The 14,111-nt window shown below is 45.6% G+C and carries 11 protein-coding genes, 1 tRNA gene and 1 pseudogene; 9 read left to right on the top strand and 4 right to left on the bottom strand.

What is annotated here, in order from left to right; all coding sequences use genetic code 11:
- Nucleotides 1-566 precede the first annotated feature (566 nt).
- The gene (locus QUA34_RS09810; RefSeq protein WP_333386066.1) at nucleotides 567-1,793 is read left to right on the top strand and encodes a ferrochelatase; all 1,227 of its coding nucleotides are present in this window, start codon (nucleotides 567-569) and stop codon (nucleotides 1,791-1,793) included.
- A 96-nt stretch (nucleotides 1,794-1,889) separates the two neighbouring features.
- Here QUA34_RS09810 and QUA34_RS09805 read toward each other — a convergent pair whose 3' ends face one another.
- The gene (locus QUA34_RS09805) at nucleotides 1,890-3,467 is read right to left on the bottom strand and encodes a hypothetical protein (protein WP_333386063.1); all 1,578 of its coding nucleotides are present in this window, start codon (nucleotides 3,465-3,467) and stop codon (nucleotides 1,890-1,892) included.
- A 132-nt stretch (nucleotides 3,468-3,599) separates the two neighbouring features.
- Between QUA34_RS09805 and QUA34_RS09800 the strand changes: the two genes are divergently transcribed.
- Nucleotides 3,600-3,932, top strand: a complete 333-nt coding sequence (locus QUA34_RS09800; RefSeq protein ID WP_333231646.1) for a hypothetical protein — start codon at nucleotides 3,600-3,602, stop codon at nucleotides 3,930-3,932.
- A gap of 120 nt (nucleotides 3,933-4,052) precedes the next feature.
- Complete coding sequence (locus QUA34_RS09795; protein ID WP_333386060.1) at nucleotides 4,053-4,364, top strand: DUF433 domain-containing protein; 312 nt, start codon at nucleotides 4,053-4,055, stop codon at nucleotides 4,362-4,364.
- Nucleotides 4,365-4,381: 17 nt separating this feature from the next.
- Here QUA34_RS09795 and QUA34_RS09790 read toward each other — a convergent pair whose 3' ends face one another.
- Nucleotides 4,382-5,548: an aminotransferase class V-fold PLP-dependent enzyme gene (locus QUA34_RS09790; RefSeq protein ID WP_333386057.1), complete on the bottom strand. Its 1,167-nt coding sequence runs from the start codon at nucleotides 5,546-5,548 to the stop codon at nucleotides 4,382-4,384.
- Nucleotides 5,549-5,643: 95 nt separating this feature from the next.
- On the opposite strand from QUA34_RS09790, the gene QUA34_RS09785 reads away from it, so the two are divergent.
- The 4 genes from QUA34_RS09785 (at nucleotide 5,644) to QUA34_RS09770 (ending at nucleotide 10,477) form a co-directional block, all read left to right on the top strand.
- A complete protein-coding gene (locus tag QUA34_RS09785; RefSeq protein ID WP_333386054.1) occupies nucleotides 5,644-7,494 on the top strand; it encodes a TM0106 family RecB-like putative nuclease in 1,851 nt (616 codons plus the stop codon).
- Between the two features lie 112 nt (nucleotides 7,495-7,606).
- Nucleotides 7,607-8,734, top strand: coding sequence for an esterase-like activity of phytase family protein (locus QUA34_RS09780; protein WP_333386051.1), 1,128 nt, complete (start codon nucleotides 7,607-7,609; stop codon nucleotides 8,732-8,734).
- Between the two features lie 56 nt (nucleotides 8,735-8,790).
- Nucleotides 8,791-8,864 (top strand) — tRNA-Asp (locus QUA34_RS09775).
- Between the two features lie 455 nt (nucleotides 8,865-9,319).
- A complete protein-coding gene (locus tag QUA34_RS09770) occupies nucleotides 9,320-10,477 on the top strand; it encodes a GTPase (RefSeq protein WP_333386049.1) in 1,158 nt (385 codons plus the stop codon).
- A gap of 148 nt (nucleotides 10,478-10,625) precedes the next feature.
- On the opposite strand, the gene QUA34_RS09765 is transcribed toward QUA34_RS09770, so the two are convergent.
- Nucleotides 10,626-10,835 carry a hypothetical protein gene (locus QUA34_RS09765; RefSeq protein WP_333177679.1) on the bottom strand — a complete coding sequence of 70 codons (210 nt, stop codon included), beginning with the start codon at nucleotides 10,833-10,835 and terminating at the stop codon, nucleotides 10,626-10,628.
- Between the two features lie 108 nt (nucleotides 10,836-10,943).
- Nucleotides 10,944-11,441: a DUF393 domain-containing protein gene (locus QUA34_RS09760; RefSeq protein ID WP_333386046.1), complete on the bottom strand. Its 498-nt coding sequence runs from the start codon at nucleotides 11,439-11,441 to the stop codon at nucleotides 10,944-10,946.
- A gap of 332 nt (nucleotides 11,442-11,773) precedes the next feature.
- Here QUA34_RS09760 and gltX point away from each other — a divergent pair.
- A pseudogene (gene gltX, locus QUA34_RS09755) lies at nucleotides 11,774-13,216 on the top strand (glutamate--tRNA ligase); the annotation flags it as partial.
- 399 nt (nucleotides 13,217-13,615) lie between these two features.
- The gene (locus tag QUA34_RS09750) at nucleotides 13,616-14,050 is read left to right on the top strand and encodes a CAAD domain-containing protein (RefSeq protein WP_333331601.1); all 435 of its coding nucleotides are present in this window, start codon (nucleotides 13,616-13,618) and stop codon (nucleotides 14,048-14,050) included.
- Nucleotides 14,051-14,111: the final 61 nt, after the last annotated feature.

Genomic DNA, 14,111 nt, shown 5'->3' with positions numbered 1-14,111 from the left:
AGTTAATATAGTTCGCAACATAACTTTATCATATAGCTACTATATCATATACTACCCCTGGGGATAGGGTGTTAAACTTATAATAGGGTCAAGTTTGAAGAGTATCCCCCCAAGTTAAATGCTGGGAACGCTCCAAACCGCATTAATCTGAGGCCAGGTCAGGGAGTCTTAAGAAAACATGAAACTTATCCCCCCCTGCCCCATCTCCTGTCAAGCTTAGCAAAGGCTGATTCTAGTTTTAAGCTGTTCTGTATTTAGATTTAACTTTTCCGGCGGCGTCGAAGCTGACCCCACAAAAGCTTAAAGAAACAGGATTGTGAAAATTAGAGGCCTGCCAGCTTAGCTGCCCTACGAATTTTGGGTCAGGGTCAAAAAACCGACTTAGGACTGATGCTCATCAATCCGGTTTCTAGGATAAATAAGAGGTTTGACCGGGAAGTATGGGCGCAGAAATCGGGAATCAGCCCCGCGCACGTCAGTCGTGCGATCGCACACAATGAAAAATCTCCGATTCCCCCTTCATCCTGCCTGGATCTCTTAGAATAAATAAAATTGAGGAATACAAAGTGGTTGCTTCTCCAGAAAAAATCGAGTACAAAACATCTGCAGCACCCGCAAGTAACGATCGCGTTGCTGTATTGCTGATGGGTTACGGCGAAGTCGAAAGCTACGACGATTTTGCCAACTACAACGAACAAGCTTTAAATTTGCTTACGGCAAAGTTTGCGCCAGTACCGCTTTGGATTTATCCGCCGCTGGCCAAGATTTTAGCAATCTTTGACTTGCACGAGTGGAGTCACCAACACGGTCAATTCGTTTCGCCGCACAATGCAATTTTTGAACAGCAGCGCGCCGGGATTGAAAAGAATTTACAGGAGAAATGGGGCGATAAAGTAAAAGTGTTCAAAGCTTTTAACTTTTGCGCGCCGTTTTTGCCGGAACAAGTAATCCCTCAAATTCAAGCAGAAGGATTTGACAAAATTCTGATTTATCCGCTGTTGGTAGTTGATTCTGTTTTCACCAGCGGCATTGCAGTCGAACAGGTGAATAAAGCTTTAGCACAAACCTTTGATGGTAAGGAACATTGGGTAAAAGGACAGCGCTACATTCCTTCTTTTTACGATGAACCTGCTTACATCCAGCTAATGGCGGATTTGGTTGAAGAGGAAATTAAGAACGATTTAGCTGTAGCGCATTTGCCTTCTCAGATTGGGATTGTGCTGATGAATCACGGTTGTCCGCACAAGGCGAAGGGCTTTACTTCGGGTATTGTGGAAAGTCAAGCTTTGTACGATCGCGTGCGGGAACGTTTGATGTATCGCTATCCTTTGATTTCGGTGGGTTGGCTGAATCACGACACGCCGCTGATTGAATGGACGCAGCCGGATGCGACGTTGGCTGCGAAGAATTTGATCGATTTGGGTGCAACTGCGATCGTCTTTATGCCGATCGGATTTGCGACAGAAAATCACGAAACATTGTTAGATGTAGACCACATTATTGAGTCTTTGCAGAAACAGCGTCAAGGAGTTACTTACCGCAAATTGCCTTGCGTTAACGACCATCCAGAGTTTCTGAAAATGGCTGCCGAGTGGGCAAATCCGCAGATAGAAGCGTTGTTGAGTGAAACTGCGGTTGCTGTTAATCCGAGTTTGGCTGCGGCGCAGCGCGAACACGCGCATTCTCATGAAGGGCACGGTCATTCTCATGGGGGACACGGGCATTCTCATGGGCACGGGCATTCTCATGGTGATCACGGGCATTCTCATGGCGGGCACGGGCACAGTCATTAATTAATTGAGTTAAAACGTTGATCGCCCCTTGCTTTTTTTAGAGAAGGGGCGATTTTTTTTCGTTGAGCATCCCTACCTGTAGCGAACTGCAAACAGCTAGGTAATGACCAGTATTCGATTGCCGATTACGAGGACACGCTTGTCTTGAGGATTAGCAGCTACTGGTGTTGAACTATTAAGTTTATAGGGCTTACCAACATCGCTGCCGTTAATGTCATGAGCAAAAACGCTGCCATCATCAGTAATGACCAGTATTCGATTGCCGATTACGAGGACATGGTTGTCTTGAGGATTAGCAGCTACTGGTGTTGAACTATTAAGTTTATAGGGCTTACCAACATCGCTGCCGTTAATGTCATGAGCAAAAACGCTGCCATCATCAGTAATGACCAGTATTCGATTGCCGATTACGAGGACATGGTTGTCTTGAGGATTAGCAGCTACTGGTGTTGAACTATTAAGTTTATAGGGCTTACCAACATCGCTGCCGTTAATGTCATGAGCAAAAACGCTGCCATCATCAGTATTAACCAGTATTCGATTGCCCATTACGAGGACACGCTTGTCTTGAGGATTAGCAGCTACTTTTGTTGAACTATTAAGTTTATAGGGCTTACCAACATCGCTGCCGTTAATGTCATGAGCAAAAACGCTGCCATCATCAGTATTAACCAGTATTCGATTGCCCATTACGAGGACACGCTTGTCTTGAGGATTAGCAGCTACTTTTGTTGAACTATTAAGTTTATAGGGCTTACCAACATCGCTGCCATTGATGTCATGAGCAAAGACATCCCCATTTACAACTGTAGAGGTGGGGGTAGGTGAGGGACTAGGTGAACTAGCGATAGGTCTAAAAGAAGTTAATACTTCGCTAACTTTATCTCCAACAATCTTTTGGATATAGGCATCTTTAGGCATATTGTTGTGTTCTATCCTCAGTGCTTTTGTACCTTTACGACCTTTAATAACAGGTGGTACTGGTAGTTGAAAGCCAGGACAAGTAACTTCTTCCCATCCACATTCAACTCTTGTTTCAGAACCATCTTCGTTTCTGGCAAGATTTTGTGCGGTCTGGTCACACCCCTTTGTTGCTTGGCAGAGAATCTCTCCACTAATCCTGCTATCGAAGGGAACTATATTCTCATCATTTAGTCCATTCTCCTGCCATCTGTTCATAAAGTAGTCCACATTTGGTGGAACCACACGGCTAGTCGCAACTCTACGAAATCCTGCTGTACCAACAGGATCAATAACTACGACAAGTTGGACACGGCGAGTAATAAAAGGCAGAACCTTGAGGATTGAATCGCCACCATAACTATGACCAATTAAAACAATGGGTCTACTTTCAGGTTGACTGTTAATGACTTGAGCAGCTTCTTTTATAAAGAGTGCATCAGGATTTGTTGATAAATTTCCTACTATTGTTGTAGTGCTTCCATCTTTAAAGTTTGCGTAGGATGTAGTCCAAACTGTATTCCCTGGTTTCACCCTGTTTATGACTTTAAACATCGCTCCAGCACAACAATCGCCACTACCGTTTACAAACACTATGAGAGCATCTTTAGAGGATGATTGTGCCTGTACTTGCCCTAAATTTGGCTGAAAAAAGTTGCTAATCGCCAAACTTCCTGTAACACCAAAGAGCGTGAAAAACTTATTCCATTTCATGTTTAGCTTCTCCTCTCCAATTTTTGAAACCTAACTTGTTACTAAGCTATTACTCAGAGGATCTTTTAAAAGTCATGCAAAACGTAGCCTTAGCTATGTTTTGCATCTCAGTATAATGGCTCAAACCCAGAAATGTTCAATACCGAAAGAAAACTTTACCTTAACAGGACTTACGTAGGCACACTACATCTAGTGCAAACAGTAGTCATCGCAGCCCATAAATGGGGTTTTTCGCCAAACCAAATTGCCGCTGATTATGACTTAAGTGAAGTTCAAGTGAACGATTTTCTCGCTTTTTATGCCGCCCACTCTCAGGAAATAGATGCCTCTATTGACGCTGAGAAAATTATCGAACCCGTAACTCGTTGGCGGTATTCCCTTGAGGAGTTGGTTGAGGCGATAACGCCTGAGAATCTTCATAATGAGATTGACAGTGGAGTTGCTATGGGGAACGAAGTTTGGTGACATAAGCTGTCGCGCATTTAAATTGTATATTCTCCGCGGGCGGGACACCCCACAAGACTTTGATTTTTTTTGACATATAATTTAAATGCCGCAACAGCTTATTGCATTTGGATATCGATTATGACCATCAAAGAACAACTTCTCCAAACCATTGAAACACTGCCGGATGACTTGCTAGCACAAACGCTGCAATTCGTCCAAACCCTTCAACATCCCATTCACAAAACTCCAGGAATTTGTGGCGGTGCAGCGCGAATTCGCGATACCCGCATTCCCGTCTGGACGATTATCGCCTACCAACAACAGGGCGCAACTGAAGCCGAACTTCTCTCTAATTATCCAGGACTTACCCTTCAAGATTTGCAAGCGGTTGCGAACTATTACGAACACAAGCGAGAAGAAATCGAGCTGTGGCTTGCTGAAAATGAATAACTGCCGATGCTAAAGTTTTACTCAAATGAAAACTTCGCTATGGCGATCGCCCCAACCAACTTATCAATCTCCGCCTCAGTTGTAAAATAGTGAACACAAGCCCGCACACAATCAGGATTAAGAATAGTCCTTACCATAATTCCCTGTTTCTCTAACAAATCGACAAGCTTTTTGTGCGGCATCCCATTAGTTAATCGAAACGAAACCAAACCAGCTTCCGGCGCAGACTTTCGCAAACACTCGACATCGGGAAGTTCCGACAAACGCTCCCAGAGATACTTACTCAAACGGCAGATTTCTGCATACCTTTCCTCGATCGTACCCCATTCATGTTGCAGGGCGATCGCACTCCGCAAACCCGCATACAAAGGATAAGCCGAAGTCGCAATTTCATAGCGCTGCGATCCAGGCTTCCAGCCAAGGACTTTAGCATTAGCATCCGTCACAATTCCCCGCCAACCGATAAACACCGGATGCAAATCTGCCAAAGCTTCCGCACTCACATAAAGTCCGCCCAAACCTTCCGGACCGCACCACCATTTGTGACCCGTAAAAGCATAAAAGTCAACCTCTGATTCAATCAAATTTAAAGGCAAAACCCCCACAGATTGAGCCGCATCAACTAATACTTTGACTTGTGTTTGATGACATACTTTCACAATCTCAGCCAGAGGCAAAACTTGGCCAGTATTCCACAAAATGTGACTGATAACCAACAAGCGAGTATTTGGCCGCAAACTATCAGCAATCACCGCCACCGGATCGCCCTCATTCAAAGTTGCCGCCAACGGACAAACCGAAACCTTAATGTTGAAACGGCGCTGAAGTTCCATTACACTAGCTACAATGCCGTGGTGCTCGCAGTCAGAAAGCAGCAAATGGTCGCCTGCTTTCCAGTCAATGCCCCACAGCGCAATATTGCAGCCGACGGTGACATCTTCAGTTAGGGCGATGGTTTCAGGAGGTACCGTCAACTCAGATGCGATCGCACGTCGCGTCAGCATCGCCTCCTGAACCACCCAAGCCCCCACCTCCGCCGAAAACGGCCCCCCAAGCTGCACCCGTTTGTAAGCCTGATAAATCGCGTCTAAAGCAGGCTCAGGCAGCGGCCCTTGTCCGCCGTAGTTAAAATAAGCTTTATTAGCCAAAGCTGGGAATTGTTGCCGGTGATTGTCCTTTGTCATTTTTTTTGGGGAATTATTGATAGCGTTAATATTGAATAAGTAATGCTGTGAATTTTATACCTTTTGCCTGATACTCTATGCCTTGCGAATACTAAATGTTAATAACTGACAAACTACTACTTTCCTATCAGCGATGCCATCTCCGAGCATTTTTAGACACCTGCGGAGACTGGAAACAACTAGACCCCCCCAGCGACTTTCTGCTGAAGCTGATGCGCGACAGCGCCGCATACCAGCAGCAAGCTTTGGAAGACGAGACTTACCAACAACCATATTATCCTAGAGGGGATTGGGAAGCCGGCGCTGCCGCTACATTGAGTTTAATGCAGCAGGGGGTCGATCGCATTTACCGAGGAGTTTTGATCCAGGCCGAATTCGGCAAAACCAACGCCGCAACAACTTCTGTGGTAGGAATTGACAGTCAATATTTCCCAGAATTTGGGGAAATCCCCGAAACTCCCGTTCATCTTTCATCCTCCAATCTTCCCTCTTCAAACATTACCCTAATCAGCCGCCCCCATTTATTAATCAAACAGCCGGGACAATCAAAATTTGGCAATTGGAGTTATATTACTGCGGATATTTGGCTTAGCAAGCGACCCAAACAAGAGTATCAAATTATCGCAGCTTTTCACGCCCAAGTTTTAGCTTCCGTACAGGAAACAATGCCCGAGGCTGCGTGGCTGATGCTGCGAAAAAAAGGGTGGTGGCAGGTGAATCTCGACCAGCGAACTCCTCAGATGTTCGAGATTTTAGACAACTGCATTCAGATGATAGAAAATCGGGATAAACCCGAGGTGTTCATTTCCCGGCAAAAGTGCAATCTTTGCGGTTGGTATACTCTCTGTCACGCCGAAGCCAAATCTATTAAACATCTTTCGTTATTGCCGGGAGTTACTGCCAGCCGCTATGCTAGACTAAAAACTCTCGAAATTACAGATGTAGAAGCTCTCGCTAATGCTAGTTCCGCACTGCTAGCTGAGTATCCAGAATTCCCCGACAGAGTTGCCTTTGATGTGGTGCAGCAAGCTAAATCGCATTTGCTAAATCAACCGCTGTTGCGGGAAGAAGGAAGTTCGGCAACGGATTTCGTAACGGATGTAACGGATAGAAGTTCGGCAACGGATTTTGTAACGGATGTAACGGATAGAAGTTCGGCAGCGAAAGCTGTAGGGGATTTAACGGATGGAGGTGTGAGGAAAGAAGGAAGAAGGGAAGAGGCAGAAGTTAATCAATTTATAATTATACCAGAAGTGGTTGAGAATAGTTTAGCAAAAGTTAATCTTGTTCTGGAAAAGACTACAGAAAATAAACCTGCCACATCTTCTATACCTGCGCCAATTCTCCGCAAGAAACCAATTCCCTATTCCCAATCTGTTTTTTTGCCGATCGCCCCAATCGAACTCTACTTTGACATTGAAGCAGAACCCGAGTTAAATTTAGATTACCTCCACGGAGTCTTAGTTGTTGACCGATCCAACAATACGGAAAAATTCCACGGCTTTTTAGCAGAATCAGCAGCAGAGGAAGGTGCAATCTGGCAGCAATTTTTAGAATTAATGTGGGCTTATCCTATTGCTCCGATTTTCCACTTTTGCGACTACGAAGTCAAGACTTTTAAGCGGCTGGCTAAACTTTACAATACTCCACCTTATTTGTGGAAGCCAGTGCTGAAACGGTTTGTAGATATTCACAAACAAGTGACGCAAAAGGCGATTATGCCCGTGGAAAGTTACGCACTCAAACCAATTGCCCGCTGGCTGGGTTTTGACTGGCGAGATGCTAAGGCGAATGGTGCTCAGTGCGTCTGCTGGTACGACGATTGGCTCAAAACTGGCGATCGATCGCTCTTGGAGGCGATCGTCCGCTACAATGAGGACGACTGTCGTGCTACTTATGTGGTTAAAGATTGGTTGACCAATTTTTTGCTGAATCATGAGCCGTGATTTTTAGATTTTATGAACCGCGAAGGCGCGTTCGGCGAAGCCGTTCCCGAAGGGTAGGGCGCGAAGGAAGAAAGGGAAGAGGAAGATAGGTAATAATGTATTTATTGGTAAAATGCGAAGGCTAGCAAAAGCAACTATATTTATTGTCTGTTTTTTGATGGCAGCAAGTGTTGCTATTTGGGTAAACGAGTCAGCCAAATCTTTGGCTGTTACGAAAATAGATTTTATCGGTAGAGCAATATTTCCTACAGGTTCTCCTTTTCAGGGGACGGAAATTGGCGGACTTTCGGGGATTACTTATGATGCCGAAAAACAAGTTTATTATGCCATTTCTGATGACCGCAGCAGCAAGGCTCCGGCGCGCTTCTATACTCTCAAAATTAACTGGCAAGCTGGTAAACTGGAAAAAGAGCAAATTACTTTTACTGGTGTCACTACTTTATTAGATGAAAACGGCAAAGGTTTTCCTGAATTAAGTTTAGATCCCGAAGGGATAGCTTTTACTGGCAATAGCGTGTTTGTTTCTTCTGAGGGAGATGTCGATCGCCAAATAAATCCTTTTATCAAAGAGTTCTCCCTCGATGGTAAACTGCTGAAAACGCTGCCAATTCCTGAACTATTTTTGCCGGATGACAAAGGCACTAAAGGCATCCGCAACAATCTGGCTTTTGAAAGTTTAACTTTAACGCCCGATCGCAAATACCTATTTACAGCTACCGAAAATGCCTTGGTTCAAGATGGCGCCGTAGCTTCCCTGGAAACCGGGAGCCCGTGCCGGATTTTGCGCTACGATGCGGTGAGTGGCAATCCAGAAGCATCGTTTCTCTACATCACCGAACCGCTACCCGCTGGTGCGAATCCTGTGGGAAAATTAACTAGCAACGGTTTAGTGGATTTGTTGGCGATAGACGATAACCGCTTGCTGAGTTTAGAGCGTGCTTTCTCCCTGGAAACCGGCACAACTATCAGAATTTTTGAGATTTCTCTGGAAAAGGGCGATCGTATTGAAGCACTCGAAAGCCTCAAAAGCCGTCTCAGCGAGGTTTCTCCCGCTCAAAAACGCCTGCTGCTGGATTTGGAAACCCTGAAAATTCCCCTAGACAACATGGAGGGGTTGACATTTGGCCCGGTGTTAGGCGATGGTAGCAGAGGTCTGATTTTGGTGAGCGACAACAACTTCAGTCCCCTGCAAGAGACTCAAATTTTGGGCTTCCAAATAAAAGTTCAAAAAACCTCTTGACAAAAGGTGAAGTTATAGGCATAATAGAAATTGTGCCTGAAAAAACGGCAAAACGAGGGACAGTAGTTCAATTGGTTAGAGCACCGCCCTGTCACGGCGGAAGTTGCGGGTTCGAGCCCCGTCTGTCCCGTTCTCTCGTAAATAGAAAATGTTCAGATTGCTGAAAAAAGCTATCGCAATTTCTTATTGATTATAAATCAATGGGTACTTGAACATTTCACTACTCAATAAATGGGTAGAGATACGGAAGTCTCTCGATATCATCTCAAATCAGGTGACATATGGAGACTTTCCGTATGTCATCCGCTTACAGAAACAGCCTTGGACGCATCACAACCAAAGCAAGGAACGGGGTTTTTGGCCGTTGAGGCGGGCTGTAACGAATTATTCTCGCAAAAAAACCCGGTTTCGGGGCATCCGGGATTCCACTACTAAGAAAGATTTGCGGAAACTTGATGTTATATTTTAGTTCTTGGTATATGAATTACCTAAATTTTAGCTACATAACGGGTTGATGAGGGGAAGGCTTACCAATACCCCTTTATAGCAATCATTTGCGTAAACGATATTAGAGGAGTAGGGAAGATGGGTGACTCAGCCTTCGACGGGTTAGACGAAAAGAGCTTTTTTGACCGAGTACAAGCGAAATTTGTGGAAAAAGCACCTGATTTATCGCAATCTCTCAACATTGCGATTATCGGCAAGGTAAGTTCGGGCAAAAGTTCACTCATTAATGCTTTGTTGAAACTGAGCCGAAGAAAAGCTTTAGAAATTGCCAAGGTAGGAGCAGTTTCGGGCGTTACTAAAGATTTAACAATTCTAAAACTTGATGAAAAGGTTTATTTAATTGACTCACCAGGTCTTGACGATGTGCGTGCAGAGAATAGTGAAGTCACCAAGAATTTTTTGAGGCATATTGATGTTGGCATATTTGTAGTAACTGGTTCATCAGATGCTTCACAAAAGAAAAGCCTAGATGACTTGAGGCAGCATTGTGATTCATTTTTTGTTGTTCTTAACAAAATTGATGAGTGGGATGATCTCGATCCAACGGTTGTAGACGATGTAGTCAATCAGTGGAAAAACGATTTAAAGGTAGACAAGATTTATCCAACTTGTACGAAGGGTTACGATCCTAAAAGCCGTAATCCCAAGATGGATATTAGAGGAGTTTTTCCGCTACGCAGTGCCATTGAGGAATTTCTGGAAAAAAAGGGAAAAGACCTGCTGCTAGCAAGACACATGGCTGAAAAGCAGTCTTATGCAGTCAAAATAATTGCGGTAGCTTTGATAGCAGTGGCAGGTCAAGCATTTATTCCGGGTAGCGCAGTATTTATTACCGCAACCCAGGCAGTTGCCATAGGGTCTTTACATTACTTATACACTGGCCAACTTTTGTCTCCTCAAGCTGCGCTTGCTATTTTGCCAACATTTTTAGATGAAACAGTGAGTCCCAGCCTCTTTTTGTTTGTTAAATCCTTTTTTCCACCGACAGGTATTTTTGATGTGGCGGCGGCTGGGGTTGCAGTTATTCTCACTCTTGCACTATTGGCAACCGTTAATTATATTCTTTCTAGTGATGCTAAGCTTGAGCAGGAAGAGCTTCTACGTTCAAAATTTAGAAGCTACCATAAACAAGCTAAAGATGTGTTGAGGGATTTAGCATTGACTGACATACGCGATCTGCCTGGCGATCTGCCTGGATGGACAGTGCTTGTTAGCAAATTTGTGGGTGGTCTCTAGTTTCCGCCTAGTCCAGCGCGAAGTTGTGGCACCCACTCCACCCCCATCAACCACTCCTAATATTCATTGCCCTTTCCGAGAAATCTCCTCACAAGTTATGCAAACTCTTTGCCTATAATTAAATTTAAACATCGACTCCCAGCAGCACTCAAAGGTGCGAGGAAATAAAGGGTCGGGCGATTTGATATGTCAAAACCAGGACGATGGGCACGAGAATCGGAATCGCCACTAGCAGTCCCCATTTGCCAAACCTAAGTTTTTGACCGTCCGATTTGAACAGGAAAATCACAGCGGCAATTCCCATGAGTACCCAGAGGCCGCCGAAGCCCATGAAGACTGTATAGCCTGCATCTTGCATTTTTTTTGACCTTTAATAGTAGTCCATCTTTAATGTTAGTTGCAGCCTGCTTCTGCTGACATCTTCTGATAAACCGATCGCACTTACTAAAAATTTACCAAATATGACTCATTTCGAGTTTGGTCGGCAGCGGCCCTGACTTTCGCACTCGATCCGCTGAGTTCGATCGCTCATAATAGTTGCTAAATCCGGCCTTCCCGTCAGCTTCAGCCGCCAGTGGGCCCAAATTCCGTACAGCCAATTGGCGATCGCCCCGATCACTGGTAACTTAGTCACAGCATAAACCCAGCCCATACCTAAAATCTCGTAGGTGCGGCGAAAAACCTCCACATTTTTAACCGTCGTACCGTCGGGTAACACCCCGTGAATTAGCCCCATCGCCGTTTCGTAGTCGATTCCGCCGTGGGCCTCCGGGTTGTAGCCATCATCCGCGATATCCACAAACGACACTAAACCTCGCCCCGCGTCGCGTTTTTTTAAGAAATTAACCTCCCGCACGCACAGAGGACATTCACCGTCGTACAGCAACTCAATCTGCCAAGCAGGCGCAACAGAGTCGGGTGAGGGCGCTACAGATTCGGAAAACTCAGTTTTAGCAGCAGACATAGGGAAATATATTTTAATGTCGTCGATCGCACACAAACATTTTACAAGAATTATTTGGTAGCCCTACGGCAGTTATTTGGGTTGTGAAAAATAGTCCCAAAGGTGAATCCAGTCTTGGCCACCCGCAAGCTAATATCATCAAGATGCGCTCTGCTGCGTTGCCGGAGACGGTAGCCCGATCGCCCGATAGTCGAATATCAAACAATTCGAGGCAAAGCACCTGCCAAGCACAACTGTTAATTCGGCAACAAAATATAATAAAATTTAAAGTCTTAAACATCAGCTATTCCCCCAACCAGCAAATCGCCCCCAATCTAAAAGCAAAAATCTACATGAATGTCAGAGTCCGTCTAGCCCCCAGTCCCACCGGAAACCTACACATCGGTACCGCCAGAACCGCCGTATTCAACTGGCTGTTTGCCCGCAACCAAGGCGGCAAATTCATCCTGCGGGTAGAAGACACAGACGTAGAACGTTCTAAAAGCGAATACACCCATAACATCCTCGAAGGCCTCACCTGGCTGGGTATGGAGTGGGACGAAGGCCCGAGTTTTCAGTCACAGCGTCTGGAAATATACCGCCGAGCAGTCCAAACCCTTCTAGACAATGGACTCGCCTACCGCTGCTACACCACGTCGGAAGAACTCGACGAAATGCGGGAAGCACAAAAAGCCAACAAACAAGCCCCCCGCTACGACAACCGACACCGCAACTTGACAAGCAAAGAGCGCGCAGCTTTTGAAGGCGAAGGGCGACAAGCTGTGATTCGGTTTATCATCGACGACGATCGCACGATCGCTTGGAACGACATGGTGCGCGACACCGTAACCTGGAAAGGTAGCGACCTCGGCGGCGATATGGTAATTGCCAGGGCATCCAGCGGCGGCGTCATCGGCCAACCACTCTACAACCTCGCCGTAGTTGTCGATGACATCGACATGGGCATCACCCACGTCATCCGCGGCGAAGATCACATCGGCAATACTCCCAAACAAATATTGCTCTACGAAGCTTTGGGCGCGACAATCCCAGAATTTGGCCACACGCCGCTGATTTTAAACTCCCAAGGGCAAAAGCTTTCTAAACGCGACGGCGTAACCTCGATTTCTGACTTCAAAGATATGGGCTACCTGCCCGAAGCTTTAGTTAATTACATGACTTTGCTCGGTTGGACTCCGCCGGATTCAACGCAGGAAATATTTACACTGTCGGAAGCAGCAGAATTATTTACATTCTATCGAGTCAACAAAGCTGGTGCAAAATTTGATTGGGATAAACTCAATTGGCTAAACAGTCAATACCTGCACAAAATGCCAGTGCCGCAATTGACAGATTTGCTGATACCTTATTGGTGGCAGAAAGGCGGTTATCAGTTTGACTTGGAGGCAGACCGCCCCTGGCTCGAACAAATAGCTGCTTTAATCGGCCCGAGTCTCGTTCGCTTAACCGATGCTGTCGATATGTGTAAGGTATTCTTCTCCACCACCGTGGAATACGAAGAAGAAGCACTCGCACAATTGCAGCAAACAGGGGCGGCACAGGCTTTACAAGCAGTTGTAGAAGCTATGGAAAGTCATTCGTCCCTGACATCAGCGGAAGCTCAGAAAATCACTAAAAAGCTCAGTAAAGAGAAAAATCTTAACAAAGGGCTAATTATGCGATCGCTCAGAGCCGCTCTGACAGGTGCAATGCACGGCCCCGACCTGATAGAATCTTGGGTAATCCTTCACCAGCGAGGAACGGCTAAAACCCGTTTGCTTGATGCCATTAGCAACTTGAATGGGCCTGCTGTTGGTGTCGCGGACGAAACTCCTACCCCAGAACAACCACACGCAGAAACAGTCGCCGAAAGTTCTGCTACAGAACAGTCAGCAGTGGAGGTTTCAAAAGTCGAAACACCGACTCTTGAAACAGTCGAAACCCCGGTTGTTGAACCAGCAGCAGAGGTTTCAGAAGTGGAAAAACTTGCGATCGAAACAGTCGAAACGCCGACTGTCGAACAAGCAGTGGAAGTTACAGCAGTCGAAATACCGACTTCAGAAACAGGCGAAGTGTCGGCTCTTGAACCAACCGACGGGGAGGTTGCAGCAGTCGAAATACCGGCTCTTGAAACAGTCGCAGCAGCAGTTGAAATACCTGCCGCCAACCAGCAAAAAACTATTGCGAGTGGAGAAATGACTTCATCAAACGAACCAGAAACAACCGTTATCATCACCGAAGTTCCTGCCGGAAATGAAGCAGACAGTTCAAGCGGTACAACAAAGGTCATAATTACCGAAGAACCGCCAAGTCAGGCCCAGCAGATCAAAGAACAAATTATCTCAATTTTGTCCGAGTTTCCCGCTTACATCGGCAGCTTTTACGAGCAGTACAAAAGTCCCCTGACTGTTATCGGTGTAATTATAGCCTCGATTGTCTCTTTGAAAGTGCTTTTGGGCGTAATAGACGAACTCAACGACATCCCCCTGCTAGCACCCACATTCGAGCTAATTGGTATCGGATACACCGGGTGGTTTATCTACCGCTATTTGCTGCGATCGTCCAACCGGCAACAATTAGGTCAAGAAATTCAAGCCTTGAAAGAACAAGTTTTCGGCAAAAAGTCCTAATTTTTGCTGTAATTTGTTGAATTTGCGCCCGACATTGACAATTTTAAATAAGTTGTTAGTG

The sequence above is a fragment of the Microcoleus sp. POL10_C6 genome, from assembly GCF_036701585.1.
GTDB lineage: Bacteria > Cyanobacteriota > Cyanobacteriia > Cyanobacteriales > Microcoleaceae > Microcoleus.
Note: the sequence above shows the minus strand (reverse complement) of the source record. Positions and strands in the feature narration are given on the sequence as shown.

Bases quoted from the DNA above. Each gene is read 5' to 3' on its own strand.
- QUA34_RS09805 (WP_333386063.1), bottom strand. From the start codon at position 3,467: ATGAAATGGAATAAGTTTTTCACGCTCTTTGGTGTTACAGGAAGTTTG.
- QUA34_RS09800 (WP_333231646.1), top strand. From the start codon at position 3,600: ATGTTCAATACCGAAAGAAAACTTTACCTTAACAGGACTTACGTAGGC.
- QUA34_RS09795 (WP_333386060.1), top strand. From the start codon at position 4,053: ATGACCATCAAAGAACAACTTCTCCAAACCATTGAAACACTGCCGGAT.
- QUA34_RS09790 (WP_333386057.1), bottom strand. From the start codon at position 5,548: ATGACAAAGGACAATCACCGGCAACAATTCCCAGCTTTGGCTAATAAA.
- QUA34_RS09785 (WP_333386054.1), top strand. From the start codon at position 5,644: ATGTTAATAACTGACAAACTACTACTTTCCTATCAGCGATGCCATCTC.
- QUA34_RS09780 (WP_333386051.1), top strand. From the start codon at position 7,607: ATGCGAAGGCTAGCAAAAGCAACTATATTTATTGTCTGTTTTTTGATG.
- QUA34_RS09770 (WP_333386049.1), top strand. From the start codon at position 9,320: ATGGGTGACTCAGCCTTCGACGGGTTAGACGAAAAGAGCTTTTTTGAC.
- QUA34_RS09765 (WP_333177679.1), bottom strand. From the start codon at position 10,835: ATGCAAGATGCAGGCTATACAGTCTTCATGGGCTTCGGCGGCCTCTGG.
- QUA34_RS09760 (WP_333386046.1), bottom strand. From the start codon at position 11,441: ATGTCTGCTGCTAAAACTGAGTTTTCCGAATCTGTAGCGCCCTCACCC.
- QUA34_RS09750 (WP_333331601.1), top strand. From the start codon at position 13,616: ATGACTTCATCAAACGAACCAGAAACAACCGTTATCATCACCGAAGTT.